We start from the raw sequence: 22629 nt of genomic DNA on the forward strand, positions 1-22629 counted from the left end.
TCGGAGCCTGCAGGTCTGACGCTCGATCGTGCCGGAAGCTCGGCCGTATCGTGTCCGCGGAGCGGGTTAAGCGTGGCCGTATCGTGGCCGCGCGGATTTCCTTCGACAGGCGGGGCGCTGCGGGTCTATCGCGCTCGCGACACGCCTTCATCCGCCAAAGGAGACCGTCCTGACTCCAGCCGCCCGCTGCGCCGCCGCCATCGAGGTGCTCGCCGACATCGCCGGTCGTCGCCGACCGGCCGCCGACGCCCTCAAGGATTGGGGCCTGAGCCACCGCTTCGCCGGATCGGGCGACCGCGGCGGCATCGCCAGCCTCGTCTACGACGCCCTGCGGCGACGGTCCTCGGCCGCCTGGATCATGGGCGACGACGGCCCGCGCGCGGTGCTGCTCGGGTCGCTGCGGCTGCAGCAGGGTCTCGCCGCCCCCTCGATCGCGGCGCTGTTCAGCGGCGAAGGTTTCGCGCCGGAGAAGCTCAACGACGACGAGGCACGGCGCTTGGCCGAGGGAATCCTCGCCGACGCGCCGCCACACGTCGCGGGCGACGTCCCCGAATGGGTGTTGCCGCAGCTGGAGGCGATCCTCGGCGCCGATCTCCTGCCGGAGCTGAAGGCGCTCGCCCGGCGTGCGCCCCTCGACATCCGCGTCAACGCCCTCAAGGGCGACCGGGCGGCGGCGATGCCGGGCCTCGCCCACCATGCGGCCGCGCCGACGCCGCACGCGCCGATGGGCCTGCGCGTCCCGATCGGCGCGGACGGGCGCGGGCCGGCGCTGCATGTCGAGCCGGAATTCCTCGACGGCTGGTACGAGATCCAGGACGAGGGCTCGCAGCTCGCCGCCATGCTGACGGGCGCCGGCGAGGCTGAGACGATCGTCGACCTTTGCGCCGGCGGCGGCGGTAAGACCCTGGCGCTGGCGGCACTGACCGGGAACGGCGGTCGCCTGATCGCCACCGACGACGACCCGCGCCGCCTTGCGCCGATCCACGAGCGCCTGAGGCGCTCCGGCGCGAACGCGGAGGTGCGCACGCCCCGCGGCGGCCGGGTGCGCACGGACGTGCTCGCCGACCTCGACGGACAGGCCGACCGCGTGCTGGTGGACGCGCCCTGCACCGGCACCGGCACCTGGCGCCGCAACCCCGACGCGAAGTGGCGCCTGCGCCCGAACAGCCTCGCCGCGCGGGTCGCCGAGCAGGCGACGGTGCTCGACCGCGCCGGCCGGCTGGTGCGCCCCGGCGGCCGCATCACCTACGTCACCTGCTCGCTCCTGCCGGCGGAGAACGACGACGCGGTGGCCGGCTTCCTCGCGCGCGGCGCCGGGGCCTTCGCGGTCGTGCCGGCACGCGACGTCGCCGAGGCCCATGCCCCGGGCTTGGCGGAGACGCTGCGCTTCACCACGCATGGGCTGCAGATGAGCCCGGCGCGAACCGGCACGGACGGGTTCTACGTCGCGACCCTGGCGCGAGCCGGCTGAGGATCGCAACCGCTCCGTCCAGCCGGCGTTGTCCGAGCGATTCCGAAGACACCGCAGGAGACCGATGGGCCTGGACCGGAGAACGCTCCTGGCTGCGACCGCGGCCGCGATGGCGGGGCAGGGCGCCGCGCATGCCCAAGCCCCGCCCAACCCGCCGGGCGAGCTGGTCCCGGCCCTGCCGCGGACGGCACCCGGCGCGCAGCTCCAGGTCATCGATCTCTGGCCGGGCGATCCGCCGGGCGGCGGCGAGGGTCCGGATCCGAACGGCTACCGCTTCGACGAGACGGCGCGCGGCGTCATCACCAAGGTCGAGCGCCCCTGCCTGCTGGTGATCCGGCCGGACAAGCCGAACGGATCGGCGATGATCGTCGCGGCCGGCGGCGGCTACCGCTTCATCGACATCGGCAACGAGGGCGTGCCCGTCGGCCAGATGCTGACGGCGGCCGGCATCACCGTGTTCCTGCTGATCTACCGGCTGCCCGGCGAGGGCTGGGACAACGGCCCCGATGCGCCGCGGCAGGACGCGCAGCGCTCGGTGCGGCTGGTGCGGGCGCAATCGACCGAGCTCGGCATCGATCCCGCCCGCGTCGGGGTGCTGGGCTTCTCGGCCGGCGGGCACCTGATGGGCGAGACCGCGGTCGGCAACCAGAACCTCTACCCGCCGGTCGACGCGCACGACGCCCTGCCGTACCGCCCGGCGCTCGCCGGGCTGCTCTATCCCGTCATCACCATGAAGGCGCCGTTCGACGGCACCTCCACCCGCCGCGTGCTCGTCGGCGACGAGGTCACCGAGGTCGAGATGCGGACCTACTCGGTCGACGTGCAGGTTCGCGCCGACACGCCGCCGATGTTCATGGCGCAGGCGATGGACGATCCGATCGCGGTCTGCGACCACGTGCTCCTGATGTTCACCGCCCTGCGCAAGGCGAAGATACCGGCCGAGATGCACCTGTTCGAGCGCGGCGGCCACGGTTTCGGGCTCGGGCCGCCCGGCACGCCGGTGGCGGCGTGGCCGAACCTGTTCCTCGCCTGGCTTCGCGTGCGCGGGTTCCTGGCGACGTGATGGACACCGCGACGCCCGCGCCTCCGCACGAACGCCCAGGGGGAATCCCGTGCCCATGCGCGTCGTGAACAGGCGCGCGCGGCCCGCATGCGACGGCTGCGTTGCACGGCGCAATCGCCTCGTCTAACGCGAGAAGCATGAACACCGACCACGACAAGATCCTGATCGTCGATTTCGGCTCGCAGGTGACCCAGCTCATCGCCCGGCGCGTCCGGGAGGAGGGGGTCTATTGCGAGATCGTGCCGTTCACCAAGGCGGCGGAGGCCTTCGCCGAGACGCGGCCGAAGGGCGTGATCCTGTCGGGCGGCCCCGAATCGGTGACGAGCGACGCCTCGCCGCGAACCCCGCAGGTGGTGTTCGATTCGGGCGTCCCGGTCTTCGGCATCTGCTACGGCCAGCAGACGATGGCGGCCCAGCTCGGCGGCGAGGTCGAGGGCGGCCACCATGCCGAGTTCGGCCGCGCTGAGATCGAGATCATCTCGGAATGCCCCCTGTTCAAGGGGGTCTGGCACGTCGGCGAGCATTACCCCGTCTGGATGAGCCACGGCGACCGGGTCACCAAGCTGCCCGACGGCTTCACCACCGTGGCGATCTCGAAGAACGCCCCCTTCGCGGCGGTGGCCGACGAAGCCCGCAACTACTACGCGGTGCAGTTCCACCCGGAGGTGGCGCACACGCCGCACGGTGCCCTGCTGATCCGCAACTTCGTGCGCGACATCGCCGGCTGCTCGGGCGACTGGACCATGGGCGCCTACCGCGCCGAGGCGATCGCCAAGATCCGCGAGCAGGTCGGATCCGAGAAGGTGATCTGCGGCCTCTCGGGCGGCGTCGATTCGTCGGTGGCGGCCGTGCTGCTGCACGAGGCGATCGGCGATCAGCTCACCTGCGTCTTCGTCGACCACGGGCTGCTGCGCATGGGCGAGGCCGAGGAGGTCGTGCGGCTGTTCCGCGACCATTACAACATCCCGCTCGTCCATGTGCAGGCGCAGGACCTGTTCCTCGACGCCCTCACCGGCGTCAGCGACCCCGAGGAGAAGCGCAAGACCATCGGCCGCCTGTTCATCGACGTGTTCGACGCGGAATCGAAGAAGATCGGCGGCGCGGCGTTCCTGGCCCAGGGCACGCTCTACCCGGACGTGATCGAGAGCGTGTCGTTCTCCGGCGGCCCCTCGGTGACGATCAAGAGCCACCACAACGTCGGCGGCCTGCCGGCGCGCATGAACATGAAGCTCGTCGAGCCGCTGCGCGAGCTGTTCAAGGACGAGGTCCGCGTGCTCGGGCGCGAGCTCGGCCTGCCCGACGCCTTCGTCGGCCGCCATCCGTTCCCGGGGCCCGGGCTCGCGATCCGCTGCCCCGGCACGATCACGCCGGAGAAGCTGGAGGCCCTGCGCAAGGCCGATGCGATCTACCTCGACGAGATCCGCCGGGCCGGCCTCTACGACACGATCTGGCAGGCCTTCGCGGTGATCCTGCCGGTCAAGACCGTCGGCGTGATGGGCGACGGGCGCACCTACGACCACGTCTGCGCGCTGCGCGCCGTCACCTCGGTCGACGGCATGACGGCCGACTTCTACCCGTTCGACATGGCCTTCCTCGGCCGGGTCGCGACCCGGATCATCAACGAGGTCAAGGGTATCAACCGCGTCACCTACGACATCACCTCGAAGCCGCCCGGCACGATCGAGTGGGAATGACCCGGGTTTTTGCTGCTCGCATCGCTGCACGGCCGATCAGGGCTACGGACCCACACATTATTTCTCTTGAGTCATGAAGATGGTGACCGGTCGATGAGGGACGGTTAATGCCGCTCGGCTAACCTTCGCGCCTCGCCGCCTCGGGTGGGGGATTGCGAACCATGACCGCCAGCAAAGCCGAACCGATCGGCGTCGACCCGGCCGGCCGGACGGCAGCGATCGGCCGCGACCTCGTCCAGACCCTCGTGTTCGCGGGTACGCTGCTCCTGGCGGCGTTCCTGCTCTTCGTCCTGCAGCCGATCTTCACCAAGCGCGTCCTTCCCGTCCTCGGGGGCACGCCCGCGGTGTGGTCGGTCGCGACGGTGGTGTTCCAGGGGCTGCTGCTCGCGGGCTACGCCTACGCGCATGCGACGACGCGCTGGCTGTCGCTGCGTGCCTCGGTCGCGGTGCACGGCCTCGTGCTTCTCGCCGGGGCGGCGTTCCTGCCGATCACGGTCTCGCTGGACGCCGCGGCGCAAGGCGGCGACGAGGCCGTCTGGCTCGTCGGCCTGTTCCTGGCCTCGATCGGCGCGCCGTTCTTCGCCCTGTCGGCGAGCGCTCCGCTGCTGCAGGCGTGGTTCGCCCGGTCCGGCAACGATCGGGCACAGGATCCGTACTTCCTCTACCGCGCCTCCAATCTCGGCTCGTTCTCCGCCCTGATCGCCTATCCGCTGGCGATCGAGCCGCTCCTCGGGCTCGCCGAGCAGACCAGGCTGTGGTCCGCCGGCTATGCCCTGGCCGCGGGCGCGGTTGCGGCCTGCGCGCTCACGGTCGTCGTTCGAGGCGACGCGCACGGGATCGTCGCGCCGGCGCGGACGACCGGCACGGCGCGCGCGGCTCCGAGCCTGGCGCGGCGCGGCGCCTGGATCGGCCTGTCGGCCGTCCCCTCCGGCCTGCTCGTCGCCGTGACCGCGCACATCACCACGGATGTGGCCGCCATCCCGCTGATGTGGGTGCTGCCGCTCGCGCTCTACCTCCTGACCTTCGTGATCGCCTTCCGCCCGGTCGCGTCCTGGCCGGACCGTCCCCTGGCCGCCGCGCAGGCTTGGGGGACCGCGATCGTCCTCGGCGCGGCCGTGGTCGGCCGGCTGCCCTTCGCCGTCGACCTGCCGCTCAGCCTCGGCCTCTGCTTCGTCGCCGGCCTCGTCGCCCACCGCGCCGTCTTCTGCCTGCGCCCCGAGCCGGGCCGGCTGACCGAGTTCTATCTCTGCACCTCGCTCGGCGGGATGCTCGGTGGCCTGTTCGCGGCCCTGATCGCGCCGCGGCTGTTTGCGACGATCGCCGAATATCCGATCCTGCTGGTGGCGGCGCTCGCCTGCCGTCCCGGCGTCTTCGTCCGCGCCCGCCCCGTCGGCATCGTGGCGATGCGTCGCCTTGTCGGGACGCTTGCCGGGCTGGTCGGGCTCGCCATCCTCGTCCGCTACGCTCCCGACGCGGCGCCGCGCGCCGCAGCGGGCGTGATGATGACGGTCCTGCTGCTGAACTGGCGCGCGCCGCAGGCGGCCTTCGGCTTTGCCGCCTTGTTCTGCGGGCTGGTGCTGGCGATGCCGCATCTGACGATCCAGGACATCGAGAGCCGCCGCAGCTTCTTCGGGGTCCACCGCATCGAGACCGATCCTCAGGGACGCTTCCGCCTGCTCTCGCACGGCACGACCCTGCACGGCGCCATGCGCATCCGCGAGGACGACGGCAGCCCGGTTGTCGGGCCGCCGGAGCCGACGACCTACTACGCCACCGGCAACGCCATCGCCGACGTCCTCGAGGTCGCGCGCCGCGCCTACGGGCCGGTGCCGCGGGTCTCGGTGGTCGGGCTCGGGGCCGGCAGCCTCGCCTGCCAGGCGCGGGCCGGGGAAGCCTGGACGTTCTACGAGATCGATCCGGTGGTCGTCGCGATCGCGCGCGATCCGAGCCTGTTCCGCTTCCTCTCCGCCTGCGCGCCGTCGGCCCGCATCGTCCAGGGCGACGCACGCCTGACCCTGGCCCGCGCGACCGAGCCGGCCCGCGTGCTGATCGTCGACGCGTTCTCCTCGGACGCGATCCCGATGCACCTGCTCACCGGCGAGGCCGTGGCGCTCTACCGCGACCGCCTCGACGCGCAGGGGGTGCTGGCGCTCCACATCTCCAACCAGCATTTCGACCTGCGGCCGGCGCTCGCCCGTGCCGCGGCGGAACAGGGCCTCGCGCTTCTCCAGCGCATCGACCCGATCGTCGAGCCGATCGAACGGCGTTTCCGCGCTCCGGCGATGGTGGTGATCGCGACGCGCGATGCGGCGATCCGGCGGGAGGCCGCGCGGCTCGGCTGGACGCCCGTCCTCCCCGACATGACGCGGCGGCCCTGGACGGACGACTACGCCAACGTGCTGGAGGCCTTCCTCGACATGATGCGCCCGCGCGGCGACGCCACGCCCGCGCCCGGGCGCTGACCGGGTTTATCGATCGGCGCCGGCGCGCACCGGGCGAAGCTCACAGGGCGGTCTTGGGCATGAGCATGTGGACGCCCTTGTTGCCGTCGACCGTCTGGGTGATGCGCAGGTTCCCGGCGAGCGAGCACAGCATGTAGGCCTGGTTGCGGGTCAGCCCGGTGCGGGCGCAGACGTGGCGCACCATCTCGCGCACCGCCTGCCGCATCGCCTCGTCGAGGCTCTCGTGCAGGCCGATCGTCATCAGGTCGGTGGTCGTCTCGGCGAACGGCCACTCGTAGCCGAGGTCCTTGCGCACGGTCAGGCGGAAGGTGCCGGTGAGGCCGGTCTCCAGCGCCGTGATGCAGACCTCGCCGTCGCCCTGCACGCCGTGCCCGTCGCCGGCGTAGAAGCCGGCGCCCGGGTTGTAGACCGGCAGGTAGAGGGTCGAGCCGACCTTCAGCTCCTTGTTGTCCATGTTGCCGCCGAAGCCGCGCGGCACCGCGGTGCCGACGCGGCCCCAGGCGGCGGGCGGCGCCGTGCCGAGGATGCCGAAGAACGGGTCGAGCGGCAGCTCGGTGCCCCAGGGCAGCACGCAGACGCCGCGCGCGACGTCGATGTCGGGGTGGATGGTCTCGTACTCGGTGAACTCGTCGGGCAAGGTCCCGAGCAGGGGCAGGATCGAGACGAAGCCCCAATCCTGGCGGAACGCCTGATCCAGGATCTCGACCTGCAGCACGTCGCCCGGCTCGGCACCGCGGACATGGACCGGCCCGGTGACGAAGTGCGGCCCGGGGCCGGGGACGCATTGATCGAGCACCGCGAGGTGCTCGGCCGAGACCCGCGCGGGATCGGGATGCAGCGACTCGCGTCCGCCGGCGGGGAAGGAATGGAGGGTGACCGTGTCCCCGGACGCGATCTCGAGCACCGGCGGCAGCGCGGCGTCGAAGTAGCCGAGCACCATCTTGTCGGGGGTGGCCGGGATCTCGTGATGCGTCGGCATGTGCGCTCCTCGGCTCGGATCACAGGTCGCGGCGTCGCGCTCGGCGACGCGGCGGAACGCGGATGCAATCGACGAACCAGGGCCCGGCATCGCCACGACGCATGCCGGTCATCGCCCGCCGCCGCCGCCGACGTGGATCCCGATCACCACCCGGCTCGCGGGACGGCGAGCGCCGCCATCAGGCCGGTCTCGTCGACGAGCGCCGCGACCGCGTTCTCCCGGCTGCAGGAATCGGCAGGGATGCGCAGACGATAGCCGATCCGCCGCTCGCCCATCGCTTCGAAGCCAGGCCGAGCCGCGAGGTCCCGGCGCAAGCGCCGCGGCTTGTCCAAGGCGGCGAGGCGCCCGCCGCAGAACAGGGCGAGATGCAGGCTTCGGCTCGGCTGGTCCGGATCCAGCGCGTAGGCCCCGACCAGGAGCTCCGTTGGGGAGATGCGCTCCACCGTCTCGACGGCCGTTCGCAGGGTGGGGGGCAGGGCGAGGCCCCGCGCGGCGATGGCCGCCACGGCCGCCGCCCGCGACGTCCATGCCTGGGCGGGCAGGGCGGCGACCGCATCGCGGGCCCGGCTCTCGGCCCAGTCGTTCCGCGCCGTCTCGGCGCTGCCCCAGAGGGCGCAACCGGTGAACACGACGAGGAAGGCGGTCACGCCCCGCCTCAGCGCGACCGGACCCGCAGCGTCGATCCGCCCGCGAACGCGCCGATAGAACGCGACGTCGAGGGGCCCGAGGAGCGTGGCGGCCAGAAGCGAGCCCGCGAGGCAGACGCCGGCATAGGCAGGCCCCGACCAGTCCGGCGGGCAAGCCCAGCCCGCCAGCAGCAGCACCGGCGGATGCGCGAGGTAGAGCACGTAGCTCCGATTCCCCAGCGCGATCGTCCCCCGCGCCACCGGCCCCACCCGGCGGACGGGCGGCGCCGTGACGGCGGCGCCCACGATCAGCACCGCGGCGACGCCACCGAGCCAGCGCGCGGCCGCCGTGTCGACGAAGACGCAGAGCACCAGGAAGGGCAGGGCGAGGAGCGCCGTCGCCGGACGCATCCAGCCCGACGCGATCAGCCGCGGCAGCAGCAGGCCGCCCGCGAAGGGCGCACAGGCCGCCGTGACCGGCACCAGGTAGAGCGGCGGAGGCATTAGGCTGCGGCTGTCGGGCGGCAGCAGCGGAAAGGCGACCGCCAGCAGGACGAGCCAGCCGGCGGCGAGGGGAACGAGGCGCCGCGCCTGCCCGGCCGAGGCCAGGAGGAACAGGCCGACATAGAACGACAGCTCCAGGGCGAGCGTCCACTCCACGTTGAGGGGCGAGCTTCGCGCGCCTCCGGGCGCGAGGGACAGGGCGAGCACGGACATGCCGCCGAACTGCAGGCCCAGCGCCGCGAACAGGCCGGCGGACAGCGCCACCACCCCGAAGTAAGTCGGGAAGATGCGGCTGACCCGATGCGCGAGGAAGACGAGCGGCGCATCGCGGGTGACGAGCCGGGCCATCAGGAAGCCCGACAGGGCGAAGAAGATCGCCACGCCCCAGACGCCCATCAGGGTGTCGAGGGTCGCGAACGGCCGTGCGGCGCCACGCAGCGCCTGGGCATACACGGCGACGTGGTGCACCAGGACGAGGCTCGCCGCGAACGCCCGCAGAAGCTGCAGGTTCGCCAGCGCCCCGCCGGGCCGCGCGATGCTCACGGCCGCCAGGGCGCCGCCTGCCGGCCCCGAATGCGTCGGGGCCGTGAGGGCGGGGGGATGATGTCGGTCGAGACGAGTCTGCATCGCCGGCGCTTCGAACGGTGTTGCACGCTGAGCGTCGCAGCGCGGATGCCCGCCAGAAACAATCAGAAACATGGCCGATACAAGATGGCCGTGCCGTCTTTGGCCGGGCCTGCCGTTTGGGCCACAGTATGAGGATACCGGTATCGCTCGAACACTTTGCCCGGGTGGCGTACGAAGCCTCGCTCGGATCGCAGAACCCCGATCCCCCTCTTCGCCGGCCCGGGGCACCATGGCGCGATGCGCGCCGCGGACGGCGACATGCGCCGTGACGCCTCGCCGATCGTTGGAGCGCGGCAACGGCGACCCACGCCGTCATCCCCCCGGCCTTCGACCCCGCGACAGCCCCGTTGCGCCGCGCAGCGGCATCGGCTAGGAAATCGGCACGGTCAGCACCCGTAGCTCAGCTGGATAGAGCGTTGCCCTCCGAAGGCAAAGGTCACACGTTCGAATCGTGTCGGGTGCGCCACTTCCGTACCGAACCGCGAACATCTGCCCGGCGGGTGAGCCAGCGCCGGCGATGACAGGTTCCGGGCTGGCCGTATCGCCAATGATGCGGACAGCGTTCTCGACGCAATCGACGATCGCCTGAAGCAACGCCTTCGCAACGGGATCTCGCCCTCCGTCGCGCTCTCACGCATCGCCCGTCCGAACGACGCGAACAATTCGGGTGCGATCTCCGCGAGCGGACGGTCCGCGACCCGCTCGATCGCTGATGCGAGGCCCGAAACAAGCTCTTCGACCAGCCTTGAAAGATCGCGTCGATCGGTCTGTACGCCGGGCGCCCTTGGTCATGATCGACACCGATCGGCATGAGCGGATGGTGCGTTCCCGCGGCGGTCGCGCGCAAAGCAGCATCGTGGGTCGCGGCGGCAGGCTTCACGCCCGTCCGCGCCGCGCGTCGGCATCAGTTGGTGATCTGCGGCTGCATGGTCGTCTGCCCGAACATCTTCGCCAGCGCCGCATCGATGGACGGCCCGTCGGAGGCTTCGGCATACCAGCCCGGCGAGGAGCAGGCCTGCAGGTTCGGCGCGATCTGCGAGACGTAGGGCTGGACCAGGCTTTGATAGTTGCCATCCAGCGCCGAGCTTCCCGTGGTCGGATTGGCCAGGATCGGCAGGTAGGTGGTGTAGATCACCCCGACGGTGATGTTCTTGTTCTTGTAGCTCTGGCAGACGGCCGGATCGAACGCCGCGGTGCAATGCCCGGAGGTGCAGGAGGAACCCTTCACGTCACGCAGGCCGTCGGTGATGATGATGACGTAGGCGCGGGACGTCGCCTGGCTGGTTCCGTCGCCGCTCGTCGGGATCTTCGTCAGCAGATCGGTCAGCGGCTCCTTGAGGTAGCTGTCGCCGGTTCCGCCACCGTTGTTCGGGCCCAGGTCGATGTTCGCCGCCGCGGCCGACAAGCTGTTCCAGTTCGAGCTGAGCGCCGCCAGCTGATTGAGGCTGTAGGTCGTTCCGTTCGCGGATGAGAGGCCCGTCGTGTAGAGCGCGATCCGGTAGTTGCTGGTGCCGGCGGCGAGGGCGTCGCTCTGGGCCGTGGAGATCGTCTTGTTCACGGCATTGCGCAGGACGTCGATGCGCAGGGTGATCGGTGGAACGGCGCTGCCGGCGATGGACTGATAGCTGCTCGCCAGCCTGCTGCCGGTCTGCACGACGTGACAGCCGAAGACGCAGCCCGTGGCGCCCGAGTTGCCGGCGTTCCTCTCCATCGTCTTGATCAGGGTGAAGAGGCTCTTGGCTCCCGCCGTGGTCGAGGCCAGACCCATCGACTGCGACACGTCCAGAGCCATGTAGAGATCGGTATAGAGCGGCATCGAGGCCGAGGATTTCGCGGAGCCGGAGGCATTCATGCTCCGGACGCCGAAGATGCCGCCGAACGATGTCCTGGTCGCGACGTTGAACGTCGCCAGCGCGTCGATGCGCTGGCCGACCTTGGCGACGGTCACGGTTCCGCCCGTCGCGATGACGTTGGTCATCCGCGCCACGTACGCGTTGAACAGGCCCGTCGCACGGGTCTGCGCCTCGGTCTTGGCGGACGCGACCGAAGCGGCGCTGCCGTCCGATTGCTGGATCAGGGCCTTGGCGACGCCGCTGGCATAGAGGGCGGCGGCGTCGGCGGCGGTCTGGCAGGTGGTCCGGGCGGTGAGCAGCTGCCCGTAATCGATGGCGAGCCCCGTGGTGCCGATCAGCGGCAGGAGGAGCAGCCCGAAGAGAAGCGCGATGTTGCCGCGCCGATCGGAGCGATAGGCCGCGACGGCGCGTCCAACGCCACGGCATGATCTCCAGAGGGCGGATCGAGGCGACATGCGAAAGGACTTTTCTCTCTCAGGAACCGGGGCAGTTGGTCGCCGCATTGACCTGCGTGACCTGCCGCGGCCGGAAATAGGACGATCGTCGGAACGTCCCGGGAAACGGAAAGCCCTTCAGGAAGATCGGCTGGAAGAAGACCGCGACATCGACGACGACGAGCGAGACGGGACCGAAGGTCGAGGCGGGCAACGTCGCCGGCGTGGTGGCGGCGCTGTCCGGCGCGGTCAGAAGCAGGCCGCACGGCCTCACGCTGCCGGCCAGCGCACGGCTGAACACGGTCGATGCCAAGTAGATGCAGTTCGCCACGCAGGTCGCGTCGGTCTTCGAGAACCTGACGCTGGAGATCGTCAGGTTGACCAGCGCGGGCAGGTTGGTGCTTCCGTTCTGCCGACCATAGGCCAGGATGTCCGCATCGATCAGCGGTGCGCTCTGGATGATCCCCGAGATCTGCGCCTCGGTCAGGGTCGTGGTCGCCTGCGAGACGAGCTCGCCGATCGAGTCGGCAACGTAGCCGGCCCTGTTCGCGGCGGTGACGGCGCGGCTAATGTCGACGGCCCCCATGAAGAGCACCATCAGAAGGGGGGCGATCAGGGCGAACTCGACCGCTGAGACACCCCTCCGGCAGGCCCACACGCCGCGCCGGGACGAGCACCGCACCGACGATGACACGCGTTCGGCCATGGTCATCGCAAGGCACGCTCGTCGTGGGACGCCGGCCGGGACGGGTCGGCAATGTCGTGGCGGCCCGCGATGCGCCAAAGCTGGCCGAGATGCGATCCGAACCGGGCTTTCCCTAGCACGACTGCGAGCTTCCGGTCGCGGATTGGAAGGGTTCGTTGTAGATGAAGTTCGTCGATCGCAGGACGACCGAATTCTTCAGGACATCGCCGAAGACGGATTGAATGAATGCCCCTATGTTGATGAAGCTATAAGATACATCGATGAAAAGATAATCTCCGGACACTCCGAGACAGTAGGTGCTCTTGCTGCTGTCGAGATTAACCGGAACCAGCGCCGGAATGCTAGATCGGATGAAGGGGGCGATGTTCGGTGCCGCAGGGGCGCTCGAGACCTTGGTGATGCTCACGACGATGTTGGCGCAGCTGAGCGGAATCCTCAGTGCCGGACAGAGCAGGGTGGTGCGAAACTGGTCGGCGGTCAGCCCCTGGGACTGCACCGCTCCGGTCATGACTTGGCGCGAGGCGGTGCGCGTCGCCGCGTCGAGGGATTGCAGCGCGAAATGATACAGGGCGACGTGAAGGATCGCGAAGACGGATCCGAGAAACGGGACGACCGTCATCGCGAACTCGACGGCAGCGGCGCCGCGCTCGTCGCTGAGAGCGGCACCGGACCGGAACCTCCGCATCACCGCCCGGAACATCGCACCTTCTCAGCATTCGGCCGCCGCGGAGCTTATTCCGGCCCATCCGATCGAGATCATTCATGGGGCGTCTGCTCTTAACACGCCGTCAATTCAGCAACGGACCGCGATAGGACAAGAACCTAGGTAGCAAATCTTAGCTTGGGCGGCGCGACGATGATCGCATAACCTGAAGTATCTTGAGTCCCACGACGCCGTTGCCACCGCCGTTCCACCGACCTCGCCAGCGGCCTTCGGACCGAGCCGGGCGGGAGGACGTCTGGATCACTTCGGGAAAACGGGATCTGCCGAAGCCTCGCCGGCAAGCTCACGAATGCGCGACTGCCCCGGAAGATCTGTGCTCCAAGACGGGGCGTCAGCCCGATCGGCGGTCCAAATCGCCGAGCGCCTTCACCCGGGCCCGGATCATCTTCGAGTCGGCCTTCCAGCATTGATGATCGCCCCGATGGGGGAACCTCGGACCCGGCCGAGCGTGAGATCGGCTCGGATCAGGCTGAATCACCGCCAGATCACGCGGATCGATAGTCGCAAAGGCCGTGATCGAAATGAAGTCCGCCTTCGGCCTCACAGCCACCGCCGTCGCGCAACGCCGGCCGAACATCGACCTGCCGAGAGAACCGGAGACTTCCATCGATCGTTCGATGTCTTCGGCACCGACGCATTGGACGGCGAATTGCTGTCGCGCGGCGTCGGGGCAAGCTGCCCGTTTTCGAGGCGGAGCCTGACCTACCGAGTGGATCGACGGTCTCGGTTTCTCGAGGTGCGGAAGTCGCACCCGGCCGTCTCGATGCCGCGGACAGCGCAGGAGAGCGGTAGACGCTGTCGCGGCTATCCATCATCGTCCTGCAATCCTGGCCGCGGTCGCGGTACGGCTTGGGCGACGCCGAGGACTCGATCCTTGCGAACGAGTGCTGGTCCCCCGCTCGGTCAGTGTCCATCCGAACGCCGAGGCCATCTCGCGACTCGGTCGTTCAGATTGCGGCCCAATCACAACACATCACGCTATGATCGGCCGAAATCGGATCACGAGATCACCTCGGCAAGCCGGAAGACTCGAGTCTGGCATGGGATCTGCTACACAGAAACATGGGCGAAAGATTTTCCACGTGTACAACCGCGGGTATATAGGTAGAACAATCGGTTCGATGAGTTTTGCGGTCGCCTGAGTGCTTCGGCAGCGTCGACTTAGAGTTGAATCTATGGGTGTGGCCTCTGTACGCCAAAACAACTCCGTTATGGACGGCCTGTTCAGACAGCACAACGGTTGGTTGATGAAGTGGCTGGGCCGGCAGCGCTGGACCGTCGTGCCGCCTGAGGACCTCGCCTCCGACGTGTTCCTGGCACTGCTGCAGATGCCGGGAGCGGGTTCCGTGCGCGAGCCGCGCGCGATGATGACCGCCATCGCGCGTCGCCTCATCTTCGATGCGCGACGCCGCAACGACCTCCAGCGCGCCTACGAGGCGGAGCTGGCCCTGATGCCGGAAGCCTTGGAGATTTCCGCGGAGGAGCGCCTCATCGTCGTGCAGGCCCTGAGAGCGATCGACGCCATGCTGGCACGGCTGTCGACGAAGGCCCGCACCGCGTTCCTGATGAGCCAGATCGACGGGCTGCCCTATGCCGAGATCGCCGCGGAGCTGAAAGTCTCCGTCAGCATGGTCAGGAAGTACGTGGCGCAGGGCCTCCGGGCCGCCCTGTGTGCCGACGCAGGAATCGGGACGGCCGCGGCGCGGGAGACGCGGTTCTCATGACGGCGGCGACGATGCTCGACGACCCGCGGGCCGAGGCCGCCATCGCCTGGATGGTGGAGATCAATTCCGGCGAGATGTCCGAGAAGGCGTATCGCGAGTTCGAGGCGTGGCTGCAGGCGGATCAACGCAACGAGAGCGTCTGGATCCGCCTTCAGGAAAGTCTGTTGCCCTGCGGCGTGGCCGCTCGCCAGGGTCTGGTGCGCGGCAGCGTGACGAAGCGGCTCATGCAGCGGCGGCAGTCACGCCGGACCGTGCTCGCGAGCCTCGCCGGCGTCTTCGGCATCGGCACGGCCGGGCTCGCGCTGACGGATCGCTTCCTGCCGTTGAACCACATCCTGGCGGATCAGGTCACGCTGACGGCGCAGCAGAAGCGCCTGACCCTCGTGGACGGAAGCGAGCTCGTGCTGTCGCCTCGGACCGCGGTCGACCTCCAGTACGAGCCGGGGCTGCGCGCCATGCGACTCCTCGACGGCAAGGTGCTGATGCGCATCGCCGCGCGCTCCGTCCCGTTCCATGCCCAGGTCGAGGACGTCACCCTGAACACGGAGGCGGGCACGTTCCTCGTCGAGAGGCGCGAGGGCGTCCTGACGCTGTCGGGCCTCGAAGGCGCCGCCCGCGTCGGGAGGGGCGGCGCCGGGGACGGCCTGAGCCGGGGGGAGCAGATCGAGTTTGCCGGCGGACGCGTCCGACGGCGCGCCTTCGACATCGAGAGCGCGACCGCGTGGCTCGACGGGCTGCTCGTCGCCAAGGACCGGCCGCTCGGCTCGATCGTCGACGGCATCCGGCCCTATTTCCCGGGCGTGATCCGGCTCGATCCCGCGGTGACGTCGCTGCATGCCACGGGCGTGTTCTCGCTGGTCAATCCGAGCGATACCCTCGACGCCCTCGCCGAATCGCTCGGGCTGTCGATCAACCGCATCGCCGGATACTGGGTCACGCTGCGGCCTCGCGACAGCTGACGTCGGCTCCGCGGACCGAGCGAGACGCCCGTCACCGCGATGCAGGCTCGACCGAGGGTTTTGGGCCGCGCCCGGCCTCCGTGCCGCTCCGGACAGATCGAATCCTGGTCCCGACAGGCGAGGGGGATGCCCCGAACGCGCATCGGGCCCGCCGCCCAGGTCCACCTCGCCGCATGCCGATCAGGCGCAGCGTTGCCGCGATGCGGCCGGTCGTGGCCATCGTGACCCGCTGAAGCGCAACAGGCCGATACCCGCCCGATCATATCTGCCGGTGCGCCGCCGAGGCGGGCGCGGGCAGTCCTGGCTCACGAGTCCTCCGTGAGCGGGGGGCGATCTTCGGGTCCGCCCGTGCCGCGGCGTCGAGAGGCCGGCGCGGCCGAGCCGCAGGGCCGGGGCGGACGCGGGCGGTCCAGGCAGCGCTCGACCAGGGCGTCGAGCTGCCCGAGCACGACGGCCGGCATGCCGGCCGTCTCGGCCCCCGCGCGGGCGGCACAGGCGCGGGCCAGCGCCTCGCGCGAGCGGCCCGCGGTGAGGAGGACCGTCGCGAGGGCCTCGTGGATCCGCATCGCGATGCGCGCGGCGCGATCGGGCCCGGCGGCGTGCTCGGCCCGGTCGAGGACGTCGAGCGCCAGGGCGATGCGCGCCGCATCGGCCGGGGCGCCCCGGATCGCGGCGAAGTCCAGCGCGCCGACGAGCGCCGCGCCGACGCGCAGCAGCACCTCGCCGTCTCCGGCGTCGAACGCGGTCAGCCAGCGCGCGTAGGCCAGCGCATCGGTGCGGCCCATCGCGAGAAGCAGCCCGAGCCTGCCCGACCCCCACCGGGGCTCGAGGTCGGGGTGCAGGGCGAAGGTCTCGTCGTAGACGCGCAGGCCGCCCGCGAGATCGTCCGCCCGCCCGCATGCGGTCAGCGCGGCGTGCATCCGCCGGGTTTCGCGGACCTTCTCCCGCGCGAGCCCGTCGCGGTGCGCCTCGGCCACGGCCGCGAGGTCCCAGGACCCGGCGGCGACGGCCGCGAGCGGCTTGGCGAGCCGCAGGGGCGGCCCGATCCAGGCGATGCGCCCGTCGCGATCCACGATGAAGGCCTTGGGCACGCCCGACTGGTAGGAGGCCCGGAACCACGCCTGGTACGTCGGCCCGTAGACGTCCCCCGGCGCGGGCGACGCGTCGATCGCCACCGCGTAGCGGACGGCGCTCCCCTGCGCACGCACGAGGCAGCGCACGGCATCCGGCCGGCCGAGGGCGACGGCCAGGACGGCGACCTGGGGATGGGCGGCCTGGAGCGCGGTCAGGTAGGGAAGGCTGGCCCGGGACACCGGGCAGGCCGGGGACCAGAACGCGACGATCGAGACCTGGCCGGGGGGCACGCCCGCGACGGGCTCGCCCCTGACGAAGGCCGAGAGGCTCAACCCCGGAGCGGGATCGCCCAGCAACACTTCCATCCTCGACATCGCTCTGGGCTCCCCCTGCGCGGGTCTCGCGGATCGGGCGGTTCTTCCGCGGGCCGCCGCGGTCAGGCCGGTCCGATCCGGCAGACGCCGTCCGCGCAGACCATCTCGGGCGTCGGCGCGGCGGCGGCCACGGAGGCCGCGGTGGCGCAACGCTCCAGCAGCGCGTCGGTACCGGCCAACCATTCTGGTGCCAGGCCCGCCGTCTCGGCGAGGTCGCGGGCCGCGCGGGCGCGGGCCTGCGCCGCGTCGGCCTGCCCCGCGGTCAGGAGCGCCTGCGCGAGGGTCGCCAGAGCCTCGACCCGCTCACCCGCGCCGTCGCTCCGGGCCAGGACGGCGTGCTCCGCCTGCAGCATGGCCTCGACCGCGAAGGCGGCGATCGACGGATCGACCGGCTTCTTGGCCTCGAGGTCGCCCTGAACGGAGCGGCACAGCATGGATCCGACCTGAAAGTGGGCCTTGTCGTCGCCGGGAGACGCCGCGATCAGGTGCCGCGCGTAGTCGAGAATGTCGGGCCGTCCTTCCCAGAACATCAATCTGAGCTTGGCGTTGCCCTCAACCCGCTCGAGCTCGGGATCGGCCGCGAAGTGTTCGTCATAGGTCCGCAGCATGGCGGCCCGGTCCCCGGCCCGCGCGTGCCGCATGATCTCGGCCTGCAGCCGCGCGGCTTCGCGCGTCTTGGTGCGCACGATCATATCCCGGTACGCCTCGGCCTTGGCGGCCAGGTCCCAGCGCCCCTCGAGGACGGCCGCGAGGGGCTCGTCGAGCTCCATCGGATGGCCGATCCAAGCGATCCTCCCGCCGCGGTCGACGATGAAGGATGCCGGGATGCCTTTCCGAAACGACGCCTCGCACCAGGCCTGGTAGCTCGAGCCGCCCGCCTCTCCGTCCGCGCGCGGCGCGTCCAGTGCCACCCGGTAGGCCATGGCCTCGCCCTGCCCGTGCACGAAGTCCTTGACCCGCTCCGACGGACCTAGGGCGATGCCGAGGACGACGACCTCCGGGTGGGCCGCCTGGAGCGCGGTGAGGTGCGGAATGCTCGCCACGCACGGGCCGCAGGTCGGCGACCAGAACTCGACGACCGCGACCGTCCCGGGCACGGCGGCCTCGACCGGCTCGCCCTTGAGGAATGGGCCCAACTGGAGCTTCGGCGCAACGTCGCCGACGAGCAACTCGGTGTTCGACATGGATCTTCCCTTCGGTCTCGGCGGCCGGAAGCCGGGCGCTCCCGCGTTCGGCGGCCTCTGTCCACCTGCCAGAGATGACGGACGAGATCGGCAAAGCGTCAGTGGCCATCCGCACGACCGTTCGCCCGACGCCGCGCATCGAGGTCCCGTCCCGGCCTCGAAATATCGCGCGGAGCGCCGACGGCCTCGTGGGCTCGTCCGACAGGCTCGGCAATGGACCGGAACGCGACGATCGAGACCCGGCCGGGCGGCACGCCCGCGACGAAGGCGGGAGGCTCAACCCCGGAGCGGGATCGCTCAGCAACACTTCCACCTTCGACATCGATCTGGGCTCCCCCTGGCGCGGGTCTCGCGGATCGGGCGGGCCGGACGCCGGCCGGACGCCGCGGTCAGGCCGGGCCGATCCGGCAGACGCCGTCCGCGCAGACCATCTCGGGCATCGGGGCGGCGGCGGCGCAGCGCTCCAGCAGCGCGTCCATCCTCGCCAGCCGCGCCGCCTCCAGGCCCGCCGTCTCGGCGAGGTCGCGGGCCGCGCGGGCGCGGGCCTGCGCCGCGTCGGCCTGCCCCGCGGTCAGCAGCGCCTGCGCGAGGGTCGTCAGAACCCAGACCCGCTCCGCCGCGCCATCGCACTGGGTCAGGACGGCGTGCTCCGCCTGCAGCATGGCCTCGACCGCGAAGGCGGCGACCGCCGGATCGACCGGCTTCTTGGCATCGAGGTCGCCCTGCACGAGGCCGCACAGGACGGATCCGACCGAAAAAGGGGTTTCGTCGCCGCCGGGAGCCGCCGCGATCAGGTGCCGCGCGTAGGTGACCGCCTCGGCTTGATCGAGCGAGAACAGCGCGCGGAGCTTGAAGGTGGAGTACTTCCGCTCGAGTTCCGGATGGACGGCGAAGGTCTCGTCGAAGGCGCGCACCACGCCGGCCCGGTCCTCGGCCTCACGGCACCGAGACGCCTCGTCGAACATCCGGGCCGTTTCGCGCACCTTGGTGCGCACGATCCTGTCCCGGTACGCCTCGGCCTCAGCAGCGAGGTCCCAGCGGCCTTCGACGATCGCCGCGAGAGGCTCGTCGAGCTCCATCGGATGGCCGATCCAAGCAACCCTCCCGCCGCCGTCGACGATGAAGGACGCCGGGATGCCCGTCTGGAACGACGCATCGCACCAGGCCCGATGGGTCGGGCCGGTCCTCCTGCCCTCCGCGGGGGGCGAGTCCAGCGCCACCCGGTAGGCCATGGCGTCGCCCTGGCCGCGCACGAAGCCCTGGACATCCCCCCAGGGCTGCACGGCGACCCCGAGGACGACCAACTGCGGGTATCTCGCCTGGAGCGCCGAGAGGTGGGGGATGCCGCTTACGCAGGGGCCGCACCAAGGCGCCCAGAACTCGACGACGGTGGTCGTCCCCGGCGCGAAGCCGTCGACCGGCTCGCCCTTCAGGAACTCGGCCAGCTCGAGTGTCGGCGCGGCGTCGCCGACGAGCAACTCAGCGATCGACATGGGTGTGTCCTTCTCGTCGTGATCTCGGGGCGCAGGGAGCAGGCGCCCGCAAGCCCTGTCGGACGAGATCGGCAAAGCGTCAGCGGCCATCCGCGCGACCATCCGCCCGGCGCCGCGCAAAAAGGTTCCGCCTCGACCCAAAAATATTTCGCGGCGCGCTGACGGTTTCGCGGGCTCGTCCGTCAGGCTCGGCAAGAGGGTTGAAAAGGCGGGGGCCAACGATGGCGGCGAACACTTTCGGCACGGTGGGACGGCGCGTGCGCGGCGCGGTCTCGGCGGGGGCCCTGGCGCTCGCCCTGGCCGGCGGCTGCCGGCCGGCGCAGGCGCAGACGGTCTATGCCTTCGACGTGCCGCGCGGCGATCTCGCGGAGGTCGTCACCCGCATCGCGCGCACCGCCGGCAGGCCGATCGTCTTCCCGGCCGCTCTCGCCCGGGGCCGCATGGCCGGGCCGATCAGCGGGCGCGAGTCGGTCGAGGCGGCGCTGGGCCAGGCGCTGGCGGGCACCGGCCTGCTGGTCGCGCCCGGCGCCGGCGGCAGCCTCACCATCCGCGCGGCGTCGGGTCCCGTGGCCGGGGTGCCGGCGGGTGCCGACCTCGCCGCGATCGACGTCACCGATGCGGGCGGCATCCCCGGCGGCTCGCACGGGGACCAGGGCTTCCAGCCGGGGGATGCAGGCGAAACCATCCGCATCGGCGACGCGCCGGCCCGCGAGATCCCGATCTCGGTCTCGACCGTGACGCAGAAGGTGCTCGAATCCCAGGTCATCACCACGGCGACCGACGCCGTCCAGAACATCGCCGGCGTAAATCTCACTCCGGCGTCCAACGGCATCGGCCGCCCGACCTTCACCATCCGCGGCTTCTCCGGGGCCGGCTATACCGTCAACGGCATGACCAACGGCACCGCCGACCAAGTCCCGATCGATGCCGTCGAGCGGGTCGAGGTGCTGAAGGGACCGACCTCGATCCTCAACGGCACGAGCAACGAGGGCGGCCTCGTCAACGTGGCGCTGAAGCAGCCGACCAGCGAGACGATCCGCAACCTCACCGTCCGCTACGGCTCCTACAACTACAAGACCATCGCCGCCGACCTCGGCGGCCGCGTCGAAGGGCTGGAGGGCACGACCTACCGCTTCGTCACGTCCGGCAACCACGCCGACCAGAACTACGCTGGATACAAGGATCCCCACGAGATCCTGGTCGCCCCGACAATCCGCTGGCAGGGCCAGGACCTGATGGTCGAGGCGGGCCTGCGCTACACCCAGACGCGGGTCGCACCGACGACGTTCGCGTTCATCCCGACCCTCGCTTCGGGAGCCTTAGGGCCGATCGTCCGGCTGCCGCGCGGATTGCCGATCGGCAACGATTACTTCGGAGGCATTAACGACAGCTTGGTCCTGTCCACGAAGCAGTCCTACGACGTTGGGCGCATCTTCGGCATGGACGTCACGCTCAACAACACCTTCGAATGGTCCGACCTCAGGTCTTCTTACCATGTGCCGAACGTCGATCCTCTCGGAAGAATTCGATCCCTCGCCGACCCGTTTCCGTTCGAGCGCACTGGGGTCGACGTGAAAGTCGTGAGCCCCAATGACCGCTTCGATGTAACGATGAAATACGAGAACGAATTTGCAAAGCAGATGCTGAAGTTCGGCTACGACTACTTGAATGCGCGAACGAGTCAAAGCCCATACAACGCCCCGTTCAGTGCAAGCTTGGCGACGGGGCTGCCCGAGTTCCCGAGGCGAACTCTGAACGATAGTCCCGTTTACACTGGCAAGCTTACAGCCACCACGCAAGGACTCTACGTCCTCGACAAGGTCGACACGCTCGACAATCGGCTTCACATCCTCGGATCGGTCCGGCACGATACCCAAGACACCTTGAACACAGTCTCAATCCCACGCTTCAACTACGCGCGCACGAGGGCGGCGAGCAGCAGCGGCCTGTCCTGGGTCGCCGGTGCGGCGTTCGACGTCACGCCCTGGATGACCGTCTACGGCAATCGATCGAACGGCTTTGTTCCCACCAGCGCCATCGACAGTTCCGGCAACGTGCTCCCGCCCGAACAGCGGGATCTGGCGGAGGTCGGCGCGCGCTATGCCCTGTTCGACAAGCGCCTCAACCTGACGACGTCGTTCTACGATCTCGTGCGCTCGAACGTCTCGATCACCGATCCGGCGGATCCGAGCGGGCTGACGTCGATCCTCGTGGGGGGGCAGAACAGCAAGGGCATGGAGATCGAGGCCCAGGGCGAGGTTCTGCCCGGCCTCAACATCATCGCCAGCCTCACCAGCCAGACCTTCGAGAACGGGCAGGATGCGGGCGCCTACGATCTCTATGGCCGGCCGAAGCATCTCGCCAGCCTGTGGGGGACATATACGCTGCAGGACGGCCCCTTGGCCGGCCTGACCTTCGGGGGCGGCGTGCGCTACGTTGGAACCTTCCTGATCACGCCCGATCGCGCGACGGCGTACCGCATCAATGGATACGACACCTTCGACGCCGCGATCTCGTACGAGCAGCCCGACTATACGGTCAGCCTCAAGCTCAACAACATCACGAACAAGTACGCGTTCGTCCCGTCTGTAAATACGAGCTACCTGGCCCCCATCCAGGGCCGCAACGTGACGCTGCAGGCGACCTACCGCTTCTGACCATCGCGACCGACCGCACGT

The 22629-nt window shown here is 70.1% G+C and carries 15 protein-coding genes and 1 tRNA gene; 8 read left to right on the forward strand and 8 right to left on the reverse strand.

Features of this window, described 5'->3' with window-relative positions; translation table 11 throughout:
- Window positions 1–169: 169 nt before the first annotated feature.
- The 4 genes from MKK68_RS04865 to MKK68_RS04880 all read left to right on the forward strand — a co-directional run bounded on the left by MKK68_RS04865 (window position 170) and on the right by MKK68_RS04880 (window position 6690).
- A complete protein-coding gene (locus MKK68_RS04865; protein ID WP_244029204.1) occupies window positions 170–1471 on the forward strand; it encodes an RsmB/NOP family class I SAM-dependent RNA methyltransferase in 1302 nt (433 codons plus the stop codon).
- A gap of 64 nt (window positions 1472–1535) precedes the next feature.
- The gene (locus MKK68_RS04870; protein WP_147728848.1) at window positions 1536–2534 is read left to right on the forward strand and encodes an alpha/beta hydrolase; all 999 of its coding nucleotides are present in this window, start codon (window positions 1536–1538) and stop codon (window positions 2532–2534) included.
- A gap of 137 nt (window positions 2535–2671) precedes the next feature.
- Window positions 2672–4228, forward strand: a complete 1557-nt coding sequence (gene guaA, locus MKK68_RS04875; protein ID WP_147728849.1) for a glutamine-hydrolyzing GMP synthase — start codon at window positions 2672–2674, stop codon at window positions 4226–4228.
- 161 nt (window positions 4229–4389) lie between these two features.
- A complete protein-coding gene (locus MKK68_RS04880; RefSeq protein ID WP_244029055.1) occupies window positions 4390–6690 on the forward strand; it encodes a spermidine synthase in 2301 nt (766 codons plus the stop codon).
- Window positions 6691–6730: 40 nt separating this feature from the next.
- Here MKK68_RS04880 and MKK68_RS04885 read toward each other — a convergent pair whose 3' ends face one another.
- Both MKK68_RS04885 and MKK68_RS04890 read right to left on the reverse strand, forming a co-directional pair.
- Window positions 6731–7669, reverse strand: coding sequence for an acetamidase/formamidase family protein (locus MKK68_RS04885; RefSeq protein ID WP_244029057.1), 939 nt, complete (start codon window positions 7667–7669; stop codon window positions 6731–6733).
- A gap of 143 nt (window positions 7670–7812) precedes the next feature.
- A complete protein-coding gene (locus MKK68_RS04890) occupies window positions 7813–9342 on the reverse strand; it encodes an acyltransferase family protein (protein WP_244029059.1) in 1530 nt (509 codons plus the stop codon).
- A gap of 473 nt (window positions 9343–9815) precedes the next feature.
- On the opposite strand from MKK68_RS04890, the gene MKK68_RS04895 reads away from it, so the two are divergent.
- Window positions 9816–9892 (forward strand) — tRNA-Arg (locus MKK68_RS04895).
- A gap of 438 nt (window positions 9893–10330) precedes the next feature.
- Here the strand turns inward: MKK68_RS04895 and MKK68_RS04900 are convergent.
- From MKK68_RS04900 to MKK68_RS04910, 3 genes are all read right to left on the reverse strand, one after another.
- Entirely contained in the window at window positions 10331–11734 is a 1404-nt protein-coding gene (locus MKK68_RS04900; protein WP_244029061.1) for a pilus assembly protein TadG-related protein, read from the reverse strand.
- Between the two features lie 19 nt (window positions 11735–11753).
- Window positions 11754–12425 (reverse strand): TadE/TadG family type IV pilus assembly protein, encoded by a 672-nt coding sequence (locus MKK68_RS04905; protein ID WP_244029063.1) that lies wholly within the window; start codon window positions 12423–12425, stop codon window positions 11754–11756.
- Between the two features lie 106 nt (window positions 12426–12531).
- On the reverse strand, window positions 12532–13119 hold the full coding sequence (locus tag MKK68_RS04910; protein ID WP_244029065.1) for a TadE/TadG family type IV pilus assembly protein: 588 nt from the start codon (window positions 13117–13119) through the stop codon (window positions 12532–12534).
- A 1235-nt stretch (window positions 13120–14354) separates the two neighbouring features.
- Between MKK68_RS04910 and MKK68_RS04915 the strand changes: the two genes are divergently transcribed.
- Window positions 14355–14867 (forward strand): sigma-70 family RNA polymerase sigma factor, encoded by a 513-nt coding sequence (locus MKK68_RS04915; RefSeq protein WP_244029067.1) that lies wholly within the window; start codon window positions 14355–14357, stop codon window positions 14865–14867.
- Window positions 14864–15826 carry a DUF4880 domain-containing protein gene (locus MKK68_RS04920; protein ID WP_244029069.1) on the forward strand — a complete coding sequence of 321 codons (963 nt, stop codon included), beginning with the start codon at window positions 14864–14866 and terminating at the stop codon, window positions 15824–15826. The genes MKK68_RS04915 and MKK68_RS04920 overlap by 4 nt, the downstream gene beginning before the upstream one ends.
- 305 nt (window positions 15827–16131) lie before the next feature.
- On the opposite strand, the gene MKK68_RS04925 is transcribed toward MKK68_RS04920, so the two are convergent.
- The 3 genes from MKK68_RS04925 to MKK68_RS04935 form a co-directional block, all read right to left on the reverse strand.
- Window positions 16132–17265 (reverse strand): TlpA family protein disulfide reductase, encoded by a 1134-nt coding sequence (locus MKK68_RS04925; RefSeq protein WP_244029071.1) that lies wholly within the window; start codon window positions 17263–17265, stop codon window positions 16132–16134.
- Between the two features lie 71 nt (window positions 17266–17336).
- Window positions 17337–18458, reverse strand: a complete 1122-nt coding sequence (locus MKK68_RS04930; protein WP_244029073.1) for a TlpA family protein disulfide reductase — start codon at window positions 18456–18458, stop codon at window positions 17337–17339.
- Between the two features lie 389 nt (window positions 18459–18847).
- Window positions 18848–19951, reverse strand: coding sequence for a TlpA family protein disulfide reductase (locus tag MKK68_RS04935; RefSeq protein WP_244029075.1), 1104 nt, complete (start codon window positions 19949–19951; stop codon window positions 18848–18850).
- A 221-nt stretch (window positions 19952–20172) separates the two neighbouring features.
- Here MKK68_RS04935 and MKK68_RS04940 point away from each other — a divergent pair, with 221 nt between their 5' ends.
- Window positions 20173–22608 (forward strand): TonB-dependent siderophore receptor, encoded by a 2436-nt coding sequence (locus tag MKK68_RS04940; RefSeq protein WP_244029077.1) that lies wholly within the window; start codon window positions 20173–20175, stop codon window positions 22606–22608.
- Window positions 22609–22629: the final 21 nt, after the last annotated feature.

Origin of the sequence: Methylobacterium sp. E-016 (genome assembly GCF_022829745.1) — a bacterium.
GTDB lineage: Bacteria > Pseudomonadota > Alphaproteobacteria > Rhizobiales > Beijerinckiaceae > Methylobacterium.